The sequence below is a fragment of the Demequina sp. genome (genome assembly GCA_024707205.1).
Classification (GTDB): Bacteria; Actinomycetota; Actinomycetes; order Actinomycetales; family Demequinaceae; genus Demequina.
On sequence record JANQAD010000001.1, the window covers coordinates 746,048 to 770,711 of the forward strand.

A 24,664-nucleotide genomic window follows, 5' to 3' on the forward strand; every position below is an offset into this window, starting at 1 on the left:
TGGTAATGTTGCGGGGTGACCACGAGCGACCATAACGGTAAGACGGCTTTCATCACCGGCGTCACCGGGCAGGACGGCCGCCACCTCGCCGAGTTGCTCCACGCCAAGGGCTACACCGTCTACGGACTGGTGCGCGGGCAGAAGAACCCGCGCCGGGCGGAAGTCGAAGCCGCGCACCCGTACGTGAAGCTCCTCGAGGGCGACCTCACCGACATGTCCTCGCTCTTCCGGGCGCTAGACGCGAGCCAGCCGGACGAGATCTACAACCTCGGCGCCGTGAGCCACGTGGGCTACTCCTTCACCAATCCCGTGCTCACCGCGGAGGTCACCGGCAAGGGTCTGCTGAACCTTCTGGAGGCGGTGCGCTTGGGTGGCTTCGCGGAGAGTTCGCGCCTGTACCAGGCATCCACCTCGGAGATGTTTGGCGGTCTCGACTACAACCGTCCAGGCCTCGGATACGACGAGAATTCGCTGTTCCACCCTCGCAGCCCCTACGGCGTGGCCAAGCTGTACGCGCACTGGATTGCCCGCAACTACCGCGAGAGCTATGGCATGTTCGTGGCATGCGGAATCCTCTTCAACCATGAGGGCGAGTACCGCGGCAAGGAGTTCGTGACGCGCAAGATCACGGACGCGGTGGCTCGCATCGAGGCGGGGCGGCAAGACACGGTCTCGCTCGGCGACCTGACTCCCAAGCGCGACTGGGGCTACGCGGGCGACTACGTGCGCGGTATGTGGCAGATGCTGCAGCACGGAGAGCCCGACGACTTTGTGCTCGCCTCCGGGGCCACCCACTCGATCGAGGACTTCCTCACGGCGGCGTTCGGAGCCATCGGCGTGGACGACTGGAGACCCTATGTGGTCCAGGACCCAACGCTCTTCCGGCCGGCAGAGGTGGACATCCTGCTCGGCAACCCCGCCAAGGCGGAGGCCGAGCTGGGCTGGGCTCGGGATGTTGACTTCGCGGGGCTCGTTACGCGGATGGTCGAACATGACCGCGCGGCCGTCGCCCTCGAACAGGTGTGACCTTGCGGATTCTTGTCACCGGCGCTGACGGCTTCGTTGGCCGTCACCTGGTGCGCGCGGCGGCCGACGCTGGGCATGAGGTTCACGCGCTGGTGCAGCGACCGCTCGGCGAGGGCGATGAGTTGAGGGCGTCACTCGCTGGGGTGCAGGTGATGGACCTCATCGATGAGCGTCCCGCTGTCGAGGCCGAAGCCGTGGTGCACCTCGCCGGCCTGGCGGCGGTGGGCCCAAGTTTCGCTGAGCCGCAGCGCTACATCAATGCCAACAGCGCGATGTTCACCAACGTGGCCGAGGCCGCCTTGGTGCAAAGCCCCGCTACGCGCATCATCGCGGTGAGTTCCGGTGCGGTCTATGGCGGCGAAGAGGGCCTCATCGACGAGACCCGCCCCGTTCACATGACGTCGCCGTACACGGTGGCTAAGCGGCTGGTGGAGCTGCAGTCCGAGTACTACGTTCGGCGCGGGCTCGACGTGATCGTTGCCAGGCCGTTCAACCACATTGGTCCTGGCCAGCGGCCTGGATTCTTGGTGCCGGACCTTGCAGCGCAGTTGCTGAACGCCGAGCCTGGCGAGCCGATCCACACCGGTGACCTCTCCACCGAACGCGACTACACGGACGTGCGAGACGTTGTGGCCGCTTACCTCGCGCTGTGTTCTGCGCGCGATCTTCCCTATCGCGCCTTCAACGTGAGTTCAGGGGTGGCTCGTTCGGGCCACGAAGTGCTTGAGGCGCTGTGTGCTGCGCTTGGTATTGGGGTACCGGAGGTCGTTGTTGATCCAAATCGGATCAGGCCGAATGATGCGCGGTCCATCGTGGGCGATGATTCTCGACTTCGGGGCGCGACCGGCTGGGTGCCGGTGCGGCCGTTTGCCGAGTCAGTCGGGGACTTCCTCGATCAGGCCAAGTTCTAGTAGCTGAGCGATGAACTCGTGCGCGTCGCGCGCGACAACCTCGCGATCGGCGCCCGAGGCTTCTACGAGTTCGTCAACAACCTGCTCTTCGGTTCGAGTTCCATCGATGCGGGTCCAGATCTCGAACGCAGGACCCTCGAAGACGTACGGCGACTGCTGCTCCTCAATACGGGAGAGGTTGAGGACCACGACGTATGTGTCGTGGGTGACGTAGGCAAGTCCCGACCCCGTGGTGAACTTCACTCGTCGTCCTCTAGCGGCCACGTGCTCGACCTGGCGCGACAGACTTGGCGCCAGCCACCCAACCGGAGACAAGCACGCAGGTACGACAAGAGGTCTCGACTACCACGTACGAGGCGCGCGAGCCGCACGCGAAGTATCCCGAGGTGATGCGTTCTCGCCTCCGGATACTCTAGAGCCACGTCACTCCGAGGCGGCCACACCGCTCCCACGATGAGCCGGCCGCGCTCGCGCCACGTAGCGCTTTCGAGCGCAAGTGCCACAAGCGCCGTTCGGTTCCCACCGGAAGAGACTCGTCGGCGCCAACGATCGAGATCCGGGTTCACTCCAGGGGCCGTCGGTGGTCCGAGTTCGATGCCTGTGGCCCCTAGAAACGCCCGGAGAGTCTCCACTGCCCCCAACTCCGCTGCGCGCTCGCGCAAACCTGAGCGCACGTCGCTCCCTGCACCGCGGAACCTCAAGATAAGTCCATCGAGTTCTGCCTGGTGCCGCGAGGTCTGGCTCGGAGTCCGCAACGCGTGGGCGGCCATGATCAGCGCACTATCTTGTGCGCCCGCAATGTGCACCTTTGCGCCAGCCACCGTCGTAGTGAGGCTCGCGTCCCACAATCGTTCAAAGAGTTCGTTGGGGGCTACCAAGAATCCGGGGAACTGGTCGTGCACGTCGATGTCGCACGGCCATGCGCCGTGCGTGAATGAACTCGAATGTTGGACTGTGTCGCTGTGCAGGCGCGTCTCAGTTCGCCGCTCCCAACCGGCCGCCGACAGGGTGCCGAGGTACGCCTCCAGCTCGGACGGGTCGACCATCACATCTACATCGGCGGCGATGCGGGGTGCGCGGAGTTGGTGAAAGTCTGCCGCAATGCCCTTGATAACGAGGGCACGCACCCCGGCGATGACGCCAAGATGCGCGCAAAGTGCGCTTGCGAGATGAACCGCGTCGCCTGCGTCCAGCACGCTTGGGATCTCACGGTCGTCCACCTCCTGAGCCTATCGGGCGGAGTTGAAGGCGAGATAAGTACGCACCGTATGCTCCTCTGCATGACCCCGCAACAAAGTTCGATTTCCGAGCGTCCGCGTGTGCTACACGTTGTCGACAGGCTTTCAGGGGGAGTCCCTGCGGCGGTCGCGCAATACATCGATGCCACGCAGGAGTTCGCAGATCATGCAGTGGCCAGCCCGTTCACCGATGGCGCCCCTGCACCGGTTTGGGAGGACCTCAGAGCAACGGTGACGCACTTCGATCTAGGGGCTTCCCTGGCGTTGAGAGTGCGGCGCGCGCGACGCGCGGCAACCGAGTTTGACGCTAGCGTCGTCCACGCCCACTCAAGCGGCCCGGGCGTCTATGCCCGCATGACGCGGAGGACCCGGCCTTGGCGGGTCCTTTACACCCCGCACTGTTTTTGCCTTCGAGCGCGAGGACCTCCCTGCCGTAGCCCGAACGGCAATTCGAGCGATCGAGGCCAGACTGGCCAGCCGAACCGATCGCTACGCCGCATGCTCGCATCGGGAGCGGGAGTTGGCGACTGATCTGAGCAAAGGACGAGTCGAGACCTCGTACATACCCAACGTCGCGTCAGTGAGGCCAACTTCGCAGAGGCCCTCGTACGGCGATGTTGAGAAGCGGCCAATCCGAATTGGCATGGTCGGCCGCGTCTCGGCGCAGAAGGACCCGCATTACTTCATCAACTGGCTCAGGCAACTTACAGCCGCGGGAGTCAACTTTCAGGCGGTATGGATCGGAGGTGGCAATGGCGCTCAGACGGAAGCGCTCCGTGTCGCCGGAGTGCGCGTTACGGGTTGGCTCGGGCCCGAAGACGTGACCCGCGAACTCGATGAGCTCGATGTCTACGCCCATTCCGCAGCGTGGGAGGGATATCCCATCTCGGTACTGGACGCTCATGCGCGCGGGGTCGCAATTGTGGTCCGACCCATACGGCCTTTCGAAGACCTAGCGATGATCGCAAACATGGGGACGGCGGCCGAACAACTTGCGCGTGCCGCTCGAACTTCGGATACGTGGGCCAGTTGGCTCGACTCCAATCGCGCGTACTGGAACGCCGCGCTTAGTGACAATGCAGTGCCTGAACAGCGCACACAACTCCTCTGGGCTTGGACACGGCCTTGAGATTCGCCATCGTCCACTTGGGCCGCACCGGCTCCGGTCCGTTATTTGCCCTGCAACTCGGCCGCGCGCTCGTTGAGAACGGACACGAGGTCGTCTATGTCACCTCGCGCGAAGCCGAATTGAATGACGAGTTTGTCAGCTCTGGTACCCCGCTACTCGCTTTACACACCTTCCGGGGACGGCTGGGGGCATTGTTAGGGAGTGTTCGGCTTCCCTTCATCGGACGCAAGATCGGACACTTTCTCAAGACAGAGCGCGTCGAATGCGTCGTCGTAGCGATGGAACAGGTGTGGCAAGCTGCTCTCCCGCGCTCAACGTATCGCCCGGCACCGGTCCTGCACGTCGTGCACGATGCAGTTCCGCACGCCGGTGAAGACGGTTGGCTTGTCCGCAGACTCCGTTCTGCGGAGCGTTCAAGAGCATCCATGCTCGTGACTCTCTCAGGCGCGGTGACCGCCGAGATCCAGAGCGACGCCCGATTGAGGTCTCTGCCGGTGTGCCAATCCGTTCATCCGGCCTTTGACGTTGCAGTGTCGACGAGGCCACGTGTTGCTCCGGTTCGAGTGCCGGTGGTGGGATTCTTCGGGCGCATGTCACCTTACAAGGGTCTTGATCTCGCAATCGACGCAGTTGAGACGCTACGCGCGGACGGTTTCCCGGTGAGCCTCCACGTCGTGGGCAGTGGTATCCCGGCCGAAGCCCGCGCGCGACTCAGCAATCTAGACAGAGCGGAAGATCGGTGGGTGCCCCAGCGCGAAGTCGAAGCAGCCATCAAAGAGTTCGACGCCGTTCTCCTGCCGTATATCGAAGCGAGCCAATCTGGCGTACTCGCGTATGCCAGTGCACTCGGCGTGCCCGCAGTCGTGACCCCCGTCGGCGGGCTGCTGGAACAAGCGGAGGCCTTCGGAAGTGCGGTCGTATCCGAGGACATGGCGCCTGCCAGCGTCGCAGACGCCCTCCGTCGTCTCCTCTCCAACAAGGACTTGTACGAGGAACTATCTCTTGCCGGGCTCGAGAGCTCACAGCGCACGATGTCGTGGAAGCGCGTTGCCCACGACATCGCCGATTCCGCAGCGACGCTCGTACGGTAATCGGTAGCGGCCGCGTGCTAGAGCCCACCTAGCCCGCATTGGTCAACCTCTTCTACGCACAGAGGTTGCTTTCGACTAGATCTAGCGAACCAACCGTGTCGCTCAGGCCCGGCGGAGGGGCTCATGTCACGCGTCAGGTGCACCGCTCATCTCGAGCCCATCGAAGTTCACTGCCGCTAGATGGGCCAAGCTGGTGACGTGCCCCTGCACCTCATGAACCACCGCCTTGTGGTCTGCCAGAATCTCGTCGACCACGTGAAGGATCTGCTCGTGCATGCCCGGCCCTGGCGAGATTTCCCAGTCTGCGTGCCCGATGGAACTCATGAGTCCGCTGACTTTGCCCTGCGTCCCGAGCACCACTGGGGGGCATCCGCCTAGTAGCCCCAGGATTGCCAGGTGCATGCGTCCAGTAATAGTTACCGCGGCGCCCGCGGCACGCTCAACCGACTCCCGAGGCGCAGGAAGTCGATCCATGAACTCGACTTGTGACATGTGGCGGCCTGCCAGGCTGGCCGCAAGTTTACGCATGGGGATGTTGTCAGACGAGTGTGCGCTCGCAACATGGGGCACGACGATGACCCGCATGCCGCGATCAACGAGACCTTCTACAAGCATCGTGTACGACCTAGTCAAGTCGGATCGGCTGTCAACAAGCCCACTCAGATTCAGGACCGCAGTCGGCACACTAATGTTTTCATCCGCACGCACGACACTGGGCAATGTGAAAACAGTGTCAGCTACGAGCTCTCCTCCATTGACATCCTGCTGAAAACGCGAGTAAGACACCGGATCCCGAACCAGCGCCCGCACGCCATTTTCGAGCGCCACCCTCGCAAACCTCTTTATCGCCACCTCCACGTCCGGACGCCACGAGAAACCCAGTATTCGAGTGTCGACTCCTTGCTCAGCCGCAAACGAGGCGATCGCCCACGAGGTCGCCGCGGCAGACCTGTGGTAACCGCCGTCGATCGTGTCGGCCCCGACGACGCTGAACGAGTCAGCGTTCGCCAACAGCGACTTGACGGAGTCGAGGGCTATCCGGTGGGCAGTTCCGTGTCCGGTGAGTAGGCCGTCACTCCCAACGAACACCACGTCGGAGAAGCGGTCGGGCACTGTGTAGCTGGCCGTGCTCTCGGCGAGCACGGTAACCGGCCCTGTTACGTTGTGCAGGAATGCTTCGAGCATTGCTTGGTCGCCCATATTTAGATTGCCGCTCGCGGCTAACAATAGGTGCCCGGTCTCTCGCGGGGCTGCGGAGGCACCCGAACTCGTCAACCACCCTAGATCGCTTTCATGTCTGCGCGCTGCCCGGCGCGGTGAGTCTGCGAGGGTCCGGCGCACCAACCGCGTCACCGTGCGAAGGGGCTTCGATCTCCTAAAGTTGTCAGCGAAGCTCACTCGGGACCTTCCTCTTGTTGTCGCCCAACGGGCAGTTCGCTTGGGCGCTCCGAGCGGAGTGCAGATGCCACCAGGACAACATACGACATGGAGGCGAGGGCACCTACGAGTCCGAGCCAGGCCAGGATCGTCTCACCGCTCCCCCAAGCGATGACCGCGCCACCCAAAATCAATCGGCCCAGGTCCCAGAAGAGGCGTAGCCGCGTCGCCCCTACTAGTCCTAGGACGCGCCCTACGGGCGCTAGTGCAACCGATGTCGCACCGAATCCGAGGACGCCAAGCCAAAGCCATACTCGAGACGCATCATTGTCGAATTGCGGAGGCTCAACAAACATGAAGATGGCCGCTACTGAGGTGACGAAACCCACGGCCATCAACGCTCCGAGAAGTCCACCCCTTCGGATTGCTAGTCGCTGCACGGTCAAGCTGGCTACTCTGACCGCTTGGGCGAAACGCACGTCAAACACAGCACCGACCACTTGTGCCCCGAGCGTTTGGAAGCCAGTCATCATCCTCATGGCCATTGCCCAAGCTCCCGACAGGCTTCCCGCAAGCGGCACTGCGAGACTGCCTACTTGGCTCCCAAGGACGCCTGCGGAAATTGCGAGCGCCAAGATCATGGAGCCCCGTAGGCGACGGGCGACGCCCTGAAAGCGCGCACTGACTAGGAGTTGGGAGAGTGACTTGACAGTGGCAATCGGGCGCTGCACGAGAATGAGAATCGCCGCCACGTACCCCAGTGCCGTGGCAACCGCAAGCCCCGCTCCACTCACTCCGGCGAGAGTCGCAATCGTGATGGCGACAAACGCGGAGGCGCCGTAGAGGAATCGAGCGAACAGCACCGCGCGTTCATCTGCTCTGCGCGTGCGGATCGACACGCCTAGGCTGTATGTCGCTTGGGCCCCGGCGAGGACCGCAACTGCCAAGACGACGCCGGCAGGTCCGTTGCGGAACGCCACAAGCGCGGATGCCGCCGCGAGCACAGTTGTGCCCAAAGCGGTCGTTGCTGCAGCCACCGCCGCGAACTCGGCTGCGTCGTGCCCGTTGCGCAAGGTCGGCAGCGCATATGGAGCAGCCAAGCACAAGACCGGTGCAATCACCGCAGCAACGGCGGTCACAAATACGAGTTCGACAATCTGTTCGGCTTCGCCGACTAGAACGGGAACGAATACCGCAGCCAGGCTGAGTGCCTGGCCAACTAGACCCCAACTCAGGCCAGCGATGGCATTCCGGAGGGCCCCAATGCGTCGCAAGTTGTCCCCTGACTCTCCCCGCAAACTGACCGCAGTGCGTTGGCGCAACGCCACCCCGCAAACCTACACGGACGACACCTTCGACCTCGCCAGCTAAGGCCGACCTAGTATCGTGGACGAGGTCTACTACGGCGGAGGTTCTTGATGGCGCTCGCGCTTGCGGCGGCCGCGACGCTATGTCTGATTCTTCTAGCGTGGCCCCGACTCGGCAACGAGAGGGTAGCCTTCTTGGCCTCGCTCGCCTCCCTGACGGTGGCGCCGGTGCCGCTGTTGACCCTGAGCGCTCCCGCCAAGGAGTACGTGGTCGGAACAGCGGCGCCCGAAGTGACCGTGTATTCCTACACACTCGTGCTGATAGCGGTGTCGATCTGGGGTCTAGCAACCGGCCGAGCACACCAAGCGCAACTTGTCACGCTACCCGTGGCTTACCTCCTGCTCGCCAGTGTCTTCCTGTGGCCCACGAGTACCTTCGTCCTATCTGGCGTCGTCAGCCTCCTTCTTGCGTGTCTCGCATGGATCGTTGGCGTCACGGTGGCTCCAATTATGAGTGGTGAAAGCACCGCGCGGTTCACCGCAACAGCCCTGGCAGGCGTCGCCGTCGTACTGGCGGTCCCCACCTGGATTCAGTGGCTATCGGGTGCAGGCACTGACGGCTTTGGCGACCGAACGGCTGGCGTGTTCGCGCACCCCTCGACCGTCGGAAAGGTGGCCGTTGTCGTCATCGCCCTGCTCCTACCATTTACGCGATATCGTGCGCGCAAAGTATCAGCCACTGCATTGATTGGCGTGCTTATTGGCGCAAGTGCCGCGATTCCATCGCTTAGTCGAGCCAACATAATCGGAATTGCACTAATGTTGGCGCTATGGTTCGCAATGGGCCTCGACGCCCGACGCCTCAGACAACTTGTCCTCGTCACCATCGCCGTGGCGATCGCCGCCGGTCCATTCGTACGCGAATTCCTACGTAGATTTCAGGTCGACCCCGACGGATCCGACCGCCCTGAACTTCTCGCGGCTGGCCTCCGTCAGTTGCACTCGATCTGGCTTGTGGGACTCGGGCCAAACAACTATGTGCCAACGATTGGCCCCCTCGAACCAATTGTTGCTTCCACAGGTTTCCCTGTGCACAATGCCTTTATACTACTCTTGTCCGAGATCGGCCTGCTAGGAATCCTTACGCTCCTTCCACTCACGATTGCAATCGCCAGGGCGGCATGTCCTCGAGCTCGCGGCATCAAGTCTGTAGAACACTCGCGCGCCCTTCTAGTCATGCTCCTTGCCCTGTGCTTCATCGCGTGGACGGGCTGGGGACTGTTGCGCGCGCCGATGCCACAGTTGATCATGATGGCATGCGGCGCCCTATGGTGGCAGGCCACGCATTTCGTGCCCGAAGTAGCTCCAGCGAAGTCCCAAGAACGCCGCGCGAGTAGCCTGCGCCGCGCAGAGTCGAGCATAAGGAGAGAGAGACTTTGACCCACTCGATCGAGGACGTGGTGTCCCGCGGTATGTGCGTTGGCTGTGGCGCTTGCTCGCTAAGCACCGGCGGTGTTGTCGCAATCGACCTGCTTCCATACGGGATGTACGGAGCGCAGCTCAAGGGGGCGCCGGCCGCGTCGCTGAGCCGAGCCAGCGAAGTCTGTCCCTTCTCAGATGACAGCCCCTCTATCGATGAGTTAGCGGCCGCCCGCTTTGCTTCGCACCCTATGGCGCATGACAAGAGGGTCGGCTTCTATGGCGAGATCTTTGCAGGCCGTCGTGTCGACCTGGATGAACTTAGTCAAAGCAGTTCTGGTGGACTCACGTCGTGGCTCATCTCTGAGCTGCTATCACGTGGGCTCGTAGACGCGGTAGTGCAAGTCACCCCTGGGTCCGGGGGTGAACCACTCTTCGAGTACACGGACGCTTCAGATTCCGCTCACATCAATAGGGGACGAAAGTCTCAGTACTTCAACACCACGCTAGCGGATGCCGCGAATGTTCTGTCGCATGGCACCGAGCGGCTAGCTGTTGTCGGAGTACCATGTTACATCCGTGCGTTGCGGTCAGCCGCCGCTCAGGATGAGGGCATGGCACAGCGTATCAAGTTTTACATTGGTCTAGTTTGTGGACATATGAAAACCCAGCGATTCGCACAATCCCTCGCGTGGCAACTTGGGGTCGACCCTTCCGACCTTGGCGCGGTGGACTTCCGAGTGAAGAACGTTCATGCTTCGGCTGGCAATTACGACTTCGCGGCATCGCCCTCCACTGGCGCCGCGCAGGTGTCATCTCGGATGCGCGCACTTCTCGGCAGCAATTGGGGTCATGGCGCATTCCAACCGGAGGCCTGCAACTTTTGCGAAGACGTCTTTGCTGAGACAGCTGACGCCGTGTTTGGAGACGCGTGGTTGCCTGAGTACGAGACCGATTGGCGCGGAACGAACATCGTGGTGTCCCGCAATGCCGAATTGACTCAAATCCTCTTTGCTGGCGCCGGAGCTGGCACCATCGAACTGGACCCACTCACGCTCGAGAGTCTGTGCCAGTCGCAAGCAGGCAACTTCCGCCATCGACGCGAAGGGCTCGCCGTCCGGCTAGCCGACGACCAACGACGCGGGCTAAGCGTGCCCACGATGCGCACCGTGCCAAACTCACGCGAGGTGAAGTTGGCGCGCAGAGTATTGATCCGCCAGCGCCGCCGCATGTCCCGAATCAGCATAGAGTCCTTTGAGCGCGCACTAGCCTCAGGGAACCTCCGGGTGTACACCCGCCGGTTTCGATTGGAACGGTTTATCTACCGCGTCATCGATCGCGTAGGTCGTTTGACGGCGTAGTCCGCCCGGACCCAGGAGCACTCGTCGTCGGAAGGTAGCTGCGATTGGCCTAGTAGGCCCCGTCTTGTCCCACGACTGCGCGAAGCGTGCGAAGGATGATCGCGAAGTCCCCGCCGAGACTCCAGTTCTCGGCGTAGTAGGCATCAAGGCGGATGGACTCTTCCGCACTCAACGACGATCGCCCACTCACCTGCCATAGTCCCGTCATACCGGGCTTTACCAAGAGGCGTCTGTGAGCCAAGTCGTTGTATTGGGCCACTTCCGCTGGGATCTGGGGTCGTGGTCCGACTAGTGACATCTCGCCTCTCACAACGTTGAGTAGTTGCGGCAGCTCGTCGAGCGAGAAGCGGCGCAGGAAGCCGCCAACCGGTGTGATACGCGGGTCATCGACTGCCTTGTAGAACAGCCCGACCTCGCCGCCCATGACTTCTTCGAGGCGCGCCTCGGCATCTACGACCATCGACCGGAACTTGAGCATCTTGAACGGCTCACCGTTGCGGCCGATGCGCTCCTGCCGGAAGAACACGGGGCCGCGGCTTGTGACCTTGACGAGCATGGCGATCAGCAGCATCGGTATTCCCGCAACAAGCAACAGCAGGGCAGCGCTCACACGGTCCGCAACAGACTTGACGACGTACTTGCTCCCGGAGAACTCCGCCGGATCCACGTGCATCAAGGGGAGCCCATCAACGGGGCTCATCATGACGCGTGGGCCCGCGATGTCCATGATGGCGGGCGCCACGATCAGGCCGATGCCGGTACCTTCAAGCTCCCAGCCCAAGTGCCGGGACTCGCTCAGTGACAGGTCGTCGTTGCCGGTGAGGAGCACGTACTCAGCCCCCACGCGTCGAGCGATCTCCACGGAGTCGTTGATGACTCCCAACACTGGGATGTCTTTGAGGTCCTCCGAGAGGTCCCCGCTGCTTGTCGGTGGCAGGCAGACGCCGATCACGTTGAAACCGGCACGACGAGACTTGCGCAGCCGCCTCATCATCTCCTCGGAGGTTCGCCAAGGCCCTGCGACGAGCACCTGTGCCTGAAGCTTCCCGGCGTCGCGCTGCGCATGAATCCACGTGCGCCAGGCAAAGCGATAGACAAGCAGTGCAAGGGTTCCCACGGGAAGCGCGAAGAGCAGATACCCGCGGCTGATCTGCCACTGGGTGAGGAAGCCGACAATCGCGACAATGGCGAACGTGTACCACGAGGCGGAGACCACGCGCTGAAACTCCTGGGGCCCGTGCCCCAAAACGCGCGCCTCCCGCGAGTTGGCTAACGTCAGGTTCACGAGCCACAGCAACGCGATCGCCGCGCTCACGAACCAATAGGGCGGCGCGGACGGTCCGGACACGGGCGCATGCGAATCCCACCCAAAGCGCGCTGCCTGCGCCAGCAGCATGGTGAGCGCCACCACAAACGCGTCACTCCACGCCAGCCGTCGTTGGTACTTGCGCGACCACCCCCTAGGTCCGTACATCCTCTGCTGGGACGCCTTCCCCGGGAGCGCCGCGTCCTGAGGTTCGCTTGGCTCCACCCGGCCAGGCTAGCGTGCGGCGGGCTCGGCACAGCCGCATGGCAGAATGTGGTGAGCGTTTTCGATAATGAGGGGACAACCGTGGAACTGCAGGACTACCTGAGGATCTTCCGCAAGAGCTGGCTCCTCATCCTTATCCTCACCGTCGCCGGTGCCGCCCTGGGCCTCACCTACGCCCTGGTCGCCACCCCCACCTACACGGCCAGCGCCCGTGTCTTCGTCTCCACGTCCGGCGCAACCACAGCGTCGGACCTGCAACAGGGCAATACCTTCACCCAGCAGCGCGTGAAGACCTACGCCGAACTCGTGACCACGGCGGCCGTGCTCCAGCCCACGATCGACGCCCTCCACATCAACACCACCGTGGCGAAACTGCGCGACCAGGTCTCGGCCGTCGCGCCGCTCAACACCACGGTCATCGACGTTACGGTGACCAACACGGATCCAGGTTTCGCAGCCCTGCTCGCGACCCAGGCCGCGAACCAGCTCATCACCGTGGTGCAGAACATCGAGACCACCAACGCGTCCCTGGGCTCTCCCGTGCGCCTCACGGTGGTGCAGGAGGCCGAGGTCCCCAAGGTCCCCACCAGCCCCAAGAAGGCGCTGAGCATCGCGCTTGGCCTCTTGCTGGGTCTGGCGCTGGGTGTGGCCGTGGCGCTCGTGCGCGCGGCGCTCGACACCCGCGTGCGGAGTGAGCGCGACCTCGAGGCCATCACGGACATCCCTGTGCTCGGCGGCATCGTCTTTGACCCGAAGGCCAAGGATCGCCCGCTCATCGTCCACGAGGACTCGCACAGTCCCCGCGCCGAGAACTTCCGCACCCTGCGCACCAACCTCCAGTTCCTCGACGCCGGCCGGCGCGAACGCGCCTTCGTGGTCACCTCGCCCATGGCGAGTGAGGGGAAGTCCACCACGTGCGCCAACCTCGCGATCGCGCTCGCCCAGTCCGGCGCCAAGGTGCTCCTCGTCGGCGCCGACCTCCGCAAACCCAAGATGGCCAACTACATGGGGATCGAGGGCGGCGTTGGCCTCACCGACGTTCTGATTGGCCGCGTAGAACTGGCCGACGCTGTGCAGCAGTGGGGCCGAACCGAACTTCACCTGCTGCCGTCTGGGCAGATTCCGCCCAACCCCTCCGAGCTGCTCGGCTCCGCGCTCATGGCGGAGCTCATCACCAAGCTCCACAAGCAGTTCGACATCGTGCTCTACGACGCTCCCCCGCTCCTGCCCGTGACCGACGCCGCCGTGCTCGCGCGGCTCGTTGGCGGGGCGCTCGTTATCGTCGCGGCGGGCATGACGCACACCGCCCAGGTGGAGAGCGCCCTCGCGACGCTCGAGAACGTGGGCGCGCCCGTCAGTGGGCTGGTGCTGACCATGCTGCCCACGAAGGGGCCGGACGCCTACGGGTACGGCCGCTACGGGTACGCGTACAAAGAGGACTAGGTTCTGCGACTGCGCGCAGAATGACGAAAAGTGAGGGGCCCCGCCTTTCGGCGAAGCCCCTCACCTATCGGGGGGTTCTTCTGGTTTGACCCAGAAGTCTTAGGAGTTCTGTGCCGAGCGGCGGCGAGCCGCTGCGAACACCACCGCGGCGCCACCGACGAGCAGCACGCCCGCACCGACGGCCAGCGGCATCGAGTCAAATCCGGTACCGGAGAGCTCGTCCTCGTCGAGGACCTCCACCGTCACGCTTCCAGCAACGGCGTTGCCGTCAACATCGGCGGAGATGATCAGGTCGCTCACCTCACCGGGAGCGGTGACCGTGAACTGTGCCTCGGTGCCCACGAGCGGCTTGGTGGCCGAGTCAGCAGCCGCCACAGTGGGCGTACCCACGCTGGCGGTGACCGTCAGCGTGACGTTCGTACCGCCGTCGGGCGAGGTCACCGTGCACGTGAACGTGTCGTTGACCGGCACCTGCAGGGCGCTGCACTCGATGGAGGCCGTGTCGGCCGGGTAGGTGGGCGCAGCGAAGGCCGCCGCGGGCACTGCAAAAGTCGCGCCTGCCACTGCAACCGCTGCCAACGTCTTACGAATCATGTCTGGTCTTCCCCTTGAGCCGCGAACGCCCTCAGACGCCCGCAGGTAGATTTCCCAATGATGCTAACAGGCTTCGTTGACTATATCGACCGTCACGTCCTGAACTTGAGCCGCTGGGCCGGGCGTCAACTGATAGTCGGGCGCCATGAGTCCGGCCTGGTTTCTGGCCAGATCGAACACCAACGTGGCAGTTTCGCCTGGTTCGAGCGTGATCCACGTCTGCGCGAGCTTGCGACCGTCATGCGTGTAGCCCGCCACCTCACGCTGCTCCCCGTCCTCGGTGATTTTTGTCACTCCCCTCGCCATTTGGGGGGTAAAGCAGCACGTTCGCGTGGAATTCGCCCTCGGGAACGTAGACCCCACCGCCGCTGATGTACCAGGGCAGGGAGGCCACGTCGCCGTCGAAAGTGTGGGTCAGCGTCACCGTCAACGTCTGGCCCGAGAGCGTGCCGTTGGAGCACATGTGGTTGACCACGCTCGTGTCCTGCGCGATGTAGTAGCCGATCTTGGAGCCAGAGCCGTCGTTGAGGAAGATGCCCACGGTGCCCGTGCGCTGCAGGAACGAGCCCGCGATCCGCGTGGGCGCCAACAGCTCCTGCTCATCCGCATGCGCGGACCACACCATGAACCGGTGCTCGTCGATTGCGCGTTCGGTGCCGTCAATGGCGCTGGTTGCGCCCTCCATCAACACGCCAAACAGCACGCCCGACGCTTGGGCGAAGAACGCGTCTTGGTCCGCCGGTTCTGGGTAGGCAAAGTAGGACTCGTTGAGCATGACTTGCGCCAGAGTTGGGCCCGTGATCTCGAGGGTGCCTACCGTGACGGGGTCCATGCCATCGAGCATGTAGCCCAGCGCCACGGGGTCCAGGGATATGACGCCGTCCACGTCCTCGCCGAACTCGTTCTTCCAGAACCCCGCCAGCAGCGTGGCCGAACGCGGGTACTCGGGGGTGAAGTTCACGTCCTGCGGGTAGATCTGCATCCGCTCGCCAAAGATGTTGTCCTCATCCGGCGTGAGGGGAACGTCGATGCCGTCGGTATCGACCATCGACGCCGCTGACACGTACTTCACCAAGGCGAGCGCGCCGTCGTCCACCCGGACCTCAAGCACCGCACCTGCAATGCCGCCCGTAGTACGCGGCTCCGCGTTGTTCTGAACCATCACGAGGTAGGTGCGCGCGCCGTCGGCCCCCAACATGCTGGGGAACACCTGCGCCGCCACGTTCGCGCCGCTCACGAGCTCGCCGAGGTCCGCGAACTGGTCGCGGAGCTCGAGGAAGGGGTCACGGACCCGGGCAACGGCCGTGGTGGGGTCGATCGCCGCGAGCGCGGCGTTCTCCCGCTCGAACACCGCGGCGGACTCGGCCAGCGTGTCCGCGTAGGGATCGAACAGGTGCGGGTCAATGCGGCCGTTCTCGATGGCCGGCGCCTGCAGCGCGCTCAGGTTGTCCATCTGCGCGAGCGGCGTGAGCGCGTCGTCCGTCACGGCAAGCACCGAGACCCCGGCCTGATGCAGCGGGAGCGTCTGGTTCTTCACCCAGGGAAGGTGGTTGGCGACCCACCAGTGAGGGCCGCTCGTGGCGCTCGCGAAGGTGTGTGCCGACTCGCTGAGCGCGGCCACCTGAGTCTGCAGAGCGTCGGCGTCTCTATTGGTGACTGCCGTCTTCGCGGCGGCGGCCTCCGTCTCCAGCGCCGAAGCCGAGCGCTGAATCTGCACCGCATCCCACGCGAACAGCGCTGCTGCAAGGAGGGTGAGCACCGCGATGGCGAGCACAATCCATAGCCAGACGCGGCGTCGGGCCTTGGGGCGCGGCGGTTCGGCGTGCTGATACGTTGTCATCGATCCAGGGTCTCTAGGAGGCTCTCTAGGTGGGCCGGCCAGCCCCGCATACCGAGGAAGACATGACCAGCATCATCACCGTGTGCACCGGCAACATCTGCCGTTCCCCAGCCGCGGAACTGCTGCTGCAAGAGTACCTGGGGCCGGTTGCCGCAGTGTCTTCCGCCGGGACGCACGCGCTGGTTGGCCGGGGGTACCGGCGGAGATGCTGCTTTGTTTGGATGGGGACGGGATTGACGGGCGCGGGCACGCCGCGCGGCAGTACACGGCCTCGCTGGCGCGTGAAGCCGATCTGGTGGTGTGCATGACCGCCGAGCACCGGCGCAGGGCCGTAAGCGAGGCGCCGTTCGCGCTGCGCAAGACGTTCATGCTGACCGAGCTGTCCGAGGCGGCACGTCTTGGTGCTGTTGTCGAAGGCTCGTCGTTGGAGGAGCGCATGGCTTCCGTGCCCGGCGCTGTTTCCGACTTCCGACCTTCTCTCGCTGGGGTGGCGCTCGCAGACGTGCCCGACCCGTACATGCGATCGCAAGCCGTGTACGACCAGACGTACGCGACGCTGAAGTCCCTCATCGGGGAGGTTGTGGAGTGGATCAGAGGGTGAGGCTCTGGCTCTTGGCCGGCGGTGCGGCGCTGGCGTTGGCCGGCTGTACCTCCACGCCAGAGCCGACCGACCAGATCACCTCGACTGCGGCCGTGACGCTCGCGTCGCCCTCCGACTATGCGCGCGAGGCGTTTGACCTGGTAAATGCCCAGCGTTCTTCTGCGGGGCTTTCCGCGTTGGTGTGGAATGACTGCCTGGCCGCGGAGGCTGCGGTGCGCGCGGGGCACACCCTGGATGAGGACAACTTGAGTCACGAGCCACTCCAGGCTGGCTGCACCCCCGGCAATGCGGCCGGGGAGAACCTCGCCCGCACGTGGCAGGGTCCGCAGGGCATGGTGGAGCTGTGGCTCAACTCCCCCAGCCACAAGGCGAACATGCTCAAGCCCACCTGGACCGACTCGGGCATCGGCTGCGTCGCCTACTCCTTCGACGACACGTCGGTCGCCGCCGAGCCGGGCGAGCCGGTAGGCGGCATGGCGTGCAGCCAACTGTTCGAGGGAAACGCGCCGTAGCGTCGTCATCCAGCGGAGGTGCCCCGCGGAGCGTTGTGTCGAGCCTTCCGGATGGCGTCAAAATCGGCGACAATATCGTCCTCGCCAACACCTTGCTCCGCCATCAACGCATGCAGCTGTTCGGTCGCCACCTTGTAGGCCAAGATGGCCTCGGCGCGATCCCCGTGAGTCGGGATGAACACACCCACGCGACGCCCATGGCGCGTCACCGTCACGGGCTCATCCCCATCGATGTAGTCCGCGAGATCCTGCCGGAACTCACGAACACCCACTGTCACAGCCATCGCCGACCTCCAGATTGTGTAATCCTTGTGTACACAATATCTCAGAGTCGCATCCCCGTCCAACCCCTGCCTAGCGCGGACTCCCGCCTACAGCCGCTCCGCCAGGAGCTGCGCCAGGTGCACCCCGGAGACACCCGCGAGGTCCTCGGCCTGCGTACGGCACGAGACCCCGTCCGCGATGTACACCGATCCCTCCGGCGCCGACCGCAGCGCGGGCAGCAACGAGTTCTCCGCGACCGCGACCGAGACGTCGTAGTGGCCGCGCTCGGTGCCCCAGTTGCCCGCGAGCCCGCAGCAGCCCGCGGCCTCCGTCACGGTGGCGCCCAGCGAGGCCATGAACTCCCGGTCCGCCTCGAACCCAATCGACGAGTACTGGTGGCAATGCGGCTGCACCACCGCAGTCACATCCGCAAGCGAAGGCGCCTCCCACCCGGGCCGCGGCTTGACCGGGGCGCGCCCCGTGAGCACCTCCGCGAGCGTGAACGTCGCGGCGCGCACGGCGTGCGCGCGCGGGTCGTCCGGCAGCAGCTCCACGATGTCGTGCCGCAGCACCCCCATGCACGACGGCTCGACGCCGATGATCGGGATCCCGTTCACCGCGTAGGGGCCCAGCTCCTCGAGCAGGTGCGAAAGCCGCTTCCGCGCGCCGTCCAACTGCCCGGTGGAGATCCACGTCACCCCGCAGCACGCATCGCCCGCGGACACCAGCACCTCGAACCCCGCCGCCTCGAGCACCCGCACTATCGCGGCGGGAATCTCCGGCGAGAGCCCGTCCGTGAACGAATCCGCCCACAGCACCACCCGGTTCTCCGTGGGCGCGCACTTGATCTGGTCGGCCGCCCGGGTGCGGGCAACATCCGACTTCCGGAACGGCTCGCGCGCAAATCGCGGCAGATTGCGCCGCGTGTCCATCCCAGCCACCCACACCGCCGAACGCTGAATCCAGCGCGGCCGCAGCACCGCGTTCACCACCCCGGGCGCCACCCCAATGACCTTCAGCCACCTCGGCAGCCACCCAATCGAGTAGTGCGCCACGGGCCGCGGCTTGCCCCGGTACTGACGGTGCAGCACCTCCGACTTGTACAGCGCCATGTCGATACCGCTCGGGCAATCCGTAGAACACGCCTTGCAACTCAGGCACAGGTCCAGGCTCTCGCGCACCGCAGGGTCGTTGAGCCCGCGCACCAGCGTCCCGTTGATCGCGTCCTGAAGCACCCGCGCCCGCCCACGCGTCACATCCTTCTCATCCCCCGTCGCCTGGTACGAGGGGCACATGAACCCACTGCCGCCGCCAATAGCGTCGGCCCTGCACTTGCCCACGCCCGTGCAGCGGTGCACGGCCTCGCTCAGGTCGCCGTGGTCGTGGGTGAAGGCAAAGCCGCCCGACGCTAATACCGGTTTCGCGTGCGGCCTCCTCAGGTTCTGGTCCAGGGGGGCGGGGTCCACGAGCACGCCGGGGTTGAGGAGGTTCTGGGGGTCGAAGAGGTGCTTGACCGCCTTGAACAGCTCGATCGCCTCGGTTGAGTACATCGCGGGCAGCAGCTCCGAGCGCGCGCGGCCGTCGCCGTGCTCTCCGCTCAGCGAACCCCCGTGCGAGGCGACGAGCGCGGCCGCGTCCTCCATGAATGCGCGCAGGGGCGCGCCGTCCACCTGCAGCGGGATGTCGAGGCGCACGTGGATGCACCCGTCGCCGAAGTGCCCGAACGGCTGACCCGTCACGCCGTGGCGCTCCATGAGCTGATCGAACTCCCGCAGGTACGCGCCCAGTTGCGCGGGTGGTACCGCCGCGTCCTCCCACCCGGGCCAGCACTCCTTGTTGTCCTCGGAGCGGCCGGCGAGACCGGCGCCGTCGGCGCGAATCGACCACAGCTGAGCGGCCTCGCGCGCGTCCTCTATATAGCGGTACGACGCGGTGCCGGCATCGCGGGTGAGGGCCGCCAGAGTCGCCCGCGCCTCCTCCTCCGAGTCCGCGCCAACCTCCACGAAGAGCCAGCCGGCGCCGTCGGGCAGCTGCGGGATGCCGCCGCCGCGCGCCTTGGCGACCCGCTCCACGAGCCGCGCGTCCAGTCCTTCCACCGCGTGGGGCTTGTGGGGGAGCATGCCGAGCACGGCGTCGGCCGCGGCGGGCATGTCCGGGTAGGCGAAGACGGCCGTGAGGCGATGCGGGGCGATGGGGACCAGGCGCACCGTGGCCCGCGTGACCGTGGCGAGCGTGCCCTCCGAGCCGACGAGGAAGCGCGCGAGGCTGCCGCCCAGCTCGGGGAGCAGGTGCTCCAGGGAGTAGCCGCTGACCTGGCGGCTGAAGCGGCCGAACTCGGTGCGGATGAGCGCGAGATTGGCCTTGACGAGCTCATCGAGGCCGGGGACGTCCGCGAGGGTGCTGATGCGGCGGCCGGTGCCGTCGATGGCGTGGAGTGCGGTGATGTTGTCCGAGGTGCGGCCGTAGGCGACGGCGTGGGGGCCGCAGGCGTTGTTGCCGATCATGCCGCCGAAGGTGGCGCGGGTGCTGGTGCTGGGGTCGGGGCCGAAGCGGAGGCCGGTGGACTTCAAGTGGCGCTGGAGGGTGTCCATGATGACGCCGGGCTCAACCGTCGCGGTGCGCGCCTCGACGTCCACGTCAAGGATGCGCGTGAGGTGACGGCTGGTGTCGATGACCAGGCCGGGGCCGATCGCGTTGCCGGCCACCGAGGTGCCGCCGCCGCGCATCGTGATGGGGAGCTGGAGCTCGCGGGCGGCGTCGAGGGTGGCCTCGAGGTCAGCGGCGTCCTTGGGGTAGGCGACGGCCTGCGGGACCACGCGGTAGTTGGACGCGTCTGTGGAATATTCGGCGCGGCGGCGGGCGGTGGTCTCGACGTCGCCGTCGATGCGGAGCCTCAGCGCTGCGACGGCGTTGTCCACGGCGCCCTTCGACGCAGCTCGGTGGTCGGTCGCGGTCACGGCGCCATTCTTCCATGGGGGGTGTCGGGCTCTGGGAGGGCCACACGTCCCGGGGTGTGTGAGGGTGCGATCCCACCAGGGAGAACCGGATATCGGGGGTTTTCGGGCCAAGAGCGGCCAGAAATGGCGGAAATCCGGTTCTCAGTCGTGGGCAACTGGTGGGGAACTGGTGGAAGTGCCCAGGGCGACTTGTCCGAAATGCCCGAGACAGCGTCGGGCCTGGTAAATACCGACAAAACGGAAAAGGTTGTAGCGACACGCCGCCCACTTTCCATTTTCTTCTGTCACATCCTTCACACCCGTATACATAGGTCAATCGGCGTATCGCCGCTCTGTCGACCGCGTTGACGCTGCCCTCCGCCGGTCATTGGATGGCCTCAGCCGGGTGGAACGAGCGCGCTAGGACAACGTGCTCAAGGCCCCGGCTGGGAGGACATCATGCTGAGGAAATTCTTCACAAACGCAACGACCGTTGCGCGCTCTATCTTCACGCCCCACCACACCAGAGCTCAGGGCGGATTCACGGTGCGCAGCAAGGTGCTCGCCGCCGTGAGCGCCCTGCTGATGGCGATCGGCGTGACCACCGTGGTCGGCACCGCTGCCGCCGCGCACACGCAAGACCTGACCGTGACCGCCAAGTGTCTGCCTGATGGCACTGTGGACCTGACCTACACCCTCAACACCGCCAACGTGCCTAGCGGCAAGGTCGGCAAGGTGGAGACGTCGACCGGCGTCACCGGCGCCGCGTTCAAGAACGGCTGGAACCACGGCTCGTTCAGCGACTGGAACACGCGCACCACCACGCTGTCGCCTGACGCGGGCATGTCGTGGACCGTCAACGTTCCCAACTTCACGGGCAACGGTCCGTGGGAGTACGTCTACACCACGTGGACGAAGGCCCGTACGGACGACGTTGTGGTCAAGTCGGACACTCGCGCTGAGGGCTTCAAGGGTTGCGCGCCCGCCACTACCAGCGTCACTCCCGTGAACCCCACCATCGTGGACAAGTGCGGCACCGACGACGACACGGTGACGCTGCCCTCTGACACGAGCGCTATCAAGTACTCCAAGTCTGGCGGCTACGTCTACGCGAGCCTCAAGAGCAGCTCGTACGTGTGGGGTGCCACTCCCTCCGGCTGGGCCGTGGACGGCTCCAAGCTCAAGTACAAGCTGCCGGACTTCGACACCACGCCGTGCAGCATCAAGGTTGTCCCCGCGGACCCCACCATCGTGGACAAGTGCGGCGTGGACAACGACACCGTCACGTTCGCCAGCACCACGGGCGTCACCTACACCCGCGTGGGCGACTACGTGGTGGCCACGCTCGCGGACGGCTACGTCTGGGGCAACACGCCGAGCGGCTGGAAGGACGGCTCCAACGGCACGCTGAAGTACAAGGTCAAGCTGAGCGACAAGCCCTGCTACGTGATCGTCGCGTGGGCCATGCCGTCATGGAACGGATCCACGACCCCCTCGTGGCCGCAGACCTATGTGACGAGCGAGAAGCAGACCGAGCCCAACCTCGCGGCGCTCGACGATGACCTCGACGCGATCGGCTACGGCTGCTACCAGGTGGACATCTACTACGACAGCCAGACCACCACGGACCTCATTGCCGGCGGTCACCTCACCGGACCCAGCAACCCGCCGGAGGACCTGATCAGCGGCGGCTGGGGTACCGCGTACAAGCTGTACAAGGTCGGCAACTCCTGCGAGCCGCCCAAGGTTGACATCTGTGTCTACAAGGACGGCAAGGCCAAGCAGAAGACGATCCTGCTGTCCGAGCTCAAGGACACCGACATCCGCTGGGTGAACGGCAACGAGTGCACGCCGCCCACCAGCTACTGCGTGTACACGGATGGCTCGGCTCACGAGGTGTCCGTCCCCGCTGGGACCAACCCGCCTCAGGGCGCACCGCTGTGGGTGAACGGCAACGAGTGCACGCCGCCCACCAGCTACTGCGTCTACTCCGACGGCTCGGCTCACGAGGTGTCCGTCCCCGCTGGCACCACGCCACCTGAGGGCGCACCGCTGTGGGTGAACGGCAACGAGTGCACGCCGCCCACCAGCTACTGCGTCTACACGGACGGCTCCGCTAACGAGGTCTCCGTGCCCGCAGGCACCACGCCTCCCGAGGGCGCACCGCTGTGGGTGAACGGCAACGAGTGCACGCCACCCACCAGCTACTGCGTCTACACGGACGGCACGGCCAACGAGGTGTCTGTCCCGGCCGGCACCACGCCTCCCGAGGGCGCACCGCTGTGGGTGAACGGCAACGAGTGCACGCCGCCCACCGACTACTGCGTGTACACGTCGCCGGACGCGACGGGTCACCTGGTCTCGGTTCCGGCCGGCGGCGAGGTGCCCGAGGGCGCCACGCCGTGGACTGGAAGCGGCGACGACTGCACCCCTGACGTGTGCCCCAACATCGTCGGCAACCAGCCCGTGATCCCGGAGGGCCTGCAGTTCTTCAAGACCGAGAACGGCGCGAAGTGTGGGACGCCTCCCACGCTTGAGGGAACCCTCGTCTCCTCGATCTGCGAGTCCGACGTGCCGTGGATCGACTACGAGATCAAGTTGAACGACCCCTACGGCGTCAGCACGAACACCACGGGCAACGCCACGTTCACCTTCTATGCCACCGGAACCACCGAGACCTTTACCAAGGTGGTGCCGATCGGCAGCGGACGGTTCCTGTGGCCCGGCGCCACGGCCACCGACAACGGCGACGGGACCTACACCGCCACCGGCTGGCCCGGTTGGGAACTCCAGGATGGCGAATGGGTGTCAGTTGGCACCGACAACTACGGCTGGACTAGGGACGGAGTCACCGTTCTCGTGGAGGTCAACCCCACGATGACCGTGTCGCTCGAGTACCCGCCGCCAACCGAGCTCTGCGTGGCCGGTCCCCCCACCGAGGTCCACAACGAGCTGGACGCTCCGCCCGCTAGCGCGGTCGAAGCGGAGGCGCAATACGCGGGATAGTCCACCTGCGAGCGCCGCGGCCCTCCCCCGTCTCAGCCGGGGGAGGGCCGTTTTCCTTAGTAGGGTGGTGACATGGGCCTGCCCGACGCTGTGGCTGAGGCCGTCGCCAACGTCGCCGACGGCTTTGCCGGCGTGGCGGTCGTAGACGGGGCGCATGGGCGCGAATTCTCGCTGTGCTCGGGCCTGGCGAACCGCGCGTACTCGTTGCCCTTCACGGAGGCCACGCGGTTTGGGGTGGCCTCCGGGTCCAAGACATTCACCGCGATCATCGTGCTTCGCCTCGTGGAGCGCGGGGTCTTGTCGCTTTCGGTACCCGTGCGCGCGTGGCTGGGCGAAGACCTTTCCCTTATCGCGCCCGAGGTGACGCTCGAGCATCTCCTGACCCACACGTCGGGCATAGGCGACTACCTCGATGAGGAGGAGCTGGAACCAGACGCGTACGTGCTGACGCGGCCCGTGCACGAGTACGTGACCACCGAGGACTTCCTGCCAGATCTCGAGGGACACCCGCAGGTGACCCCACCCGGTTCGACGTTTGTCTACAACAACGGCGGGTTCGTGGTCGCGGCGCTGGTGGCGGAGCGGGCGTCTGGTCTGTCCTATGCGGAGTTGGTGGAGTCTGAGGTGGTGACGCCGGCCGGGCTCGTCGAGACCGGCATGCTGCGCAGCGACTCGCTGCCCGCCGACGTGGCGGTGGGCTACGTGGAGCGCGAAGGGCTGCGCTCCAATGTGCTGCACCTGCCGCTCATCGGCTCCGGGGATGGGTGTGCGGTGTCCTCGGCGGCGGATGTGGGGCGGTTCTGGGATGCGCTGCTTGGGGGCGCGCTCGTGTCGGCGGAGTCGCTCGAGATGATGACCACGCCGCGACCGGGATCCGTTGCCGAGGGCATGCGGTACGGGATGGGGATGTGGCTGCACGGGACCGGGCCGGCGCTGATCATGGAGGGCTGCGATGTGGGGGTCTCGTTCCGGTCGACGCGGGACCCGGAGTCCGGGCTGACGGCGACCGTCTACGGCAACACGTGGGACATGGCGTGGGACGTGGCCAAGGCGCTCGACGGGCTGTTCGAGTAGGGGG

At 65.1% G+C, this 24,664-nt stretch carries 17 protein-coding genes and 1 pseudogene; 10 read left to right on the forward strand and 8 right to left on the reverse strand.

Annotated features, from left to right (window positions below; genetic code table 11):
* Positions 1-15 precede the first annotated feature (15 nt).
* On the forward strand, positions 16-1,026 hold the full coding sequence (locus NVV57_03800) for a GDP-mannose 4,6-dehydratase (GenBank protein ID MCR6711859.1): 1,011 nt from the start codon (positions 16-18) through the stop codon (positions 1,024-1,026).
* 2 nt (positions 1,027-1,028) lie between these two features.
* The gene (locus tag NVV57_03805; protein ID MCR6711860.1) at positions 1,029-1,937 is read left to right on the forward strand and encodes an NAD-dependent epimerase/dehydratase family protein; all 909 of its coding nucleotides are present in this window, start codon (positions 1,029-1,031) and stop codon (positions 1,935-1,937) included.
* Here NVV57_03805 and NVV57_03810 read toward each other — a convergent pair.
* Positions 1,902-2,180 (reverse strand): PqqD family protein, encoded by a 279-nt coding sequence (locus tag NVV57_03810; protein MCR6711861.1) that lies wholly within the window; start codon positions 2,178-2,180, stop codon positions 1,902-1,904. The genes NVV57_03805 and NVV57_03810 overlap by 36 nt on opposite strands.
* 2,120 nt (positions 2,181-4,300) lie before the next feature.
* On the opposite strand from NVV57_03810, the gene NVV57_03815 reads away from it, so the two are divergent.
* Positions 4,301-5,395: a glycosyltransferase family 4 protein gene (locus NVV57_03815; protein ID MCR6711862.1), complete on the forward strand. Its 1,095-nt coding sequence runs from the start codon at positions 4,301-4,303 to the stop codon at positions 5,393-5,395.
* A gap of 126 nt (positions 5,396-5,521) precedes the next feature.
* Here NVV57_03815 and NVV57_03820 read toward each other — a convergent pair whose 3' ends face one another.
* Positions 5,522-6,580 (reverse strand): polysaccharide pyruvyl transferase family protein, encoded by a 1,059-nt coding sequence (locus NVV57_03820; protein ID MCR6711863.1) that lies wholly within the window; start codon positions 6,578-6,580, stop codon positions 5,522-5,524.
* A 1,610-nt stretch (positions 6,581-8,190) separates the two neighbouring features.
* Here NVV57_03820 and NVV57_03825 point away from each other — a divergent pair.
* Positions 8,191-9,519 carry a hypothetical protein gene (locus NVV57_03825; GenBank protein MCR6711864.1) on the forward strand — a complete coding sequence of 443 codons (1,329 nt, stop codon included), beginning with the start codon at positions 8,191-8,193 and terminating at the stop codon, positions 9,517-9,519.
* Between the two features lie 230 nt (positions 9,520-9,749).
* Entirely contained in the window at positions 9,750-10,859 is a 1,110-nt protein-coding gene (locus NVV57_03830; protein ID MCR6711865.1) for a Coenzyme F420 hydrogenase/dehydrogenase, beta subunit C-terminal domain, read from the forward strand.
* 49 nt (positions 10,860-10,908) lie between these two features.
* On the opposite strand, the gene NVV57_03835 is transcribed toward NVV57_03830, so the two are convergent.
* Positions 10,909-12,390, reverse strand: coding sequence for a sugar transferase (locus tag NVV57_03835; GenBank protein MCR6711866.1), 1,482 nt, complete (start codon positions 12,388-12,390; stop codon positions 10,909-10,911).
* 81 nt (positions 12,391-12,471) lie between these two features.
* Between NVV57_03835 and NVV57_03840 the strand changes: the two genes are divergently transcribed.
* The gene (locus tag NVV57_03840) at positions 12,472-13,833 is read left to right on the forward strand and encodes a polysaccharide biosynthesis tyrosine autokinase (protein MCR6711867.1); all 1,362 of its coding nucleotides are present in this window, start codon (positions 12,472-12,474) and stop codon (positions 13,831-13,833) included.
* A gap of 99 nt (positions 13,834-13,932) precedes the next feature.
* Here NVV57_03840 and NVV57_03845 read toward each other — a convergent pair whose 3' ends face one another.
* The 3 genes from NVV57_03845 to NVV57_03855 all read right to left on the reverse strand — a co-directional run bounded on the left by NVV57_03845 (position 13,933) and on the right by NVV57_03855 (position 16,267).
* Positions 13,933-14,376: a hypothetical protein gene (locus tag NVV57_03845; GenBank protein MCR6711868.1), complete on the reverse strand. Its 444-nt coding sequence runs from the start codon at positions 14,374-14,376 to the stop codon at positions 13,933-13,935.
* A gap of 114 nt (positions 14,377-14,490) precedes the next feature.
* A complete protein-coding gene (locus NVV57_03850) occupies positions 14,491-14,721 on the reverse strand; it encodes a hypothetical protein (GenBank protein ID MCR6711869.1) in 231 nt (76 codons plus the stop codon).
* Positions 14,687-16,267, reverse strand: coding sequence for a DUF4012 domain-containing protein (locus NVV57_03855; GenBank protein ID MCR6711870.1), 1,581 nt, complete (start codon positions 16,265-16,267; stop codon positions 14,687-14,689). Before NVV57_03855 ends, NVV57_03850 begins: the two co-directional genes overlap by 35 nt.
* 62 nt (positions 16,268-16,329) lie before the next feature.
* On the opposite strand from NVV57_03855, the pseudogene NVV57_03860 reads away from it, so the two are divergent.
* Together NVV57_03860 and NVV57_03865 are read left to right on the forward strand one after the other, a co-directional pair.
* Positions 16,330-16,868, forward strand: a pseudogene (locus tag NVV57_03860) (hypothetical protein).
* Positions 16,865-17,380, forward strand: coding sequence for a CAP domain-containing protein (locus NVV57_03865; protein MCR6711871.1), 516 nt, complete (start codon positions 16,865-16,867; stop codon positions 17,378-17,380). Before NVV57_03860 ends, NVV57_03865 begins: the two are co-directional and overlap by 4 nt.
* Before the next feature lie 5 nt (positions 17,381-17,385).
* On the opposite strand, the gene NVV57_03870 is transcribed toward NVV57_03865, so the two are convergent.
* A complete protein-coding gene (locus tag NVV57_03870) occupies positions 17,386-17,652 on the reverse strand; it encodes a type II toxin-antitoxin system Phd/YefM family antitoxin (protein ID MCR6711872.1) in 267 nt (88 codons plus the stop codon).
* A 99-nt stretch (positions 17,653-17,751) separates the two neighbouring features.
* Entirely contained in the window at positions 17,752-20,601 is a 2,850-nt protein-coding gene (locus tag NVV57_03875) for an FAD-binding oxidoreductase (GenBank protein MCR6711873.1), read from the reverse strand.
* Positions 20,602-21,039: 438 nt separating this feature from the next.
* On the opposite strand from NVV57_03875, the gene NVV57_03880 reads away from it, so the two are divergent.
* Both NVV57_03880 and NVV57_03885 read left to right on the forward strand, forming a co-directional pair.
* Positions 21,040-23,586 carry a hypothetical protein gene (locus NVV57_03880; GenBank protein ID MCR6711874.1) on the forward strand — a complete coding sequence of 849 codons (2,547 nt, stop codon included), beginning with the start codon at positions 21,040-21,042 and terminating at the stop codon, positions 23,584-23,586.
* A gap of 72 nt (positions 23,587-23,658) precedes the next feature.
* On the forward strand, positions 23,659-24,660 hold the full coding sequence (locus NVV57_03885) for a beta-lactamase family protein (protein ID MCR6711875.1): 1,002 nt from the start codon (positions 23,659-23,661) through the stop codon (positions 24,658-24,660).
* The last annotated feature ends 4 nt before the right edge of the window (positions 24,661-24,664 follow it).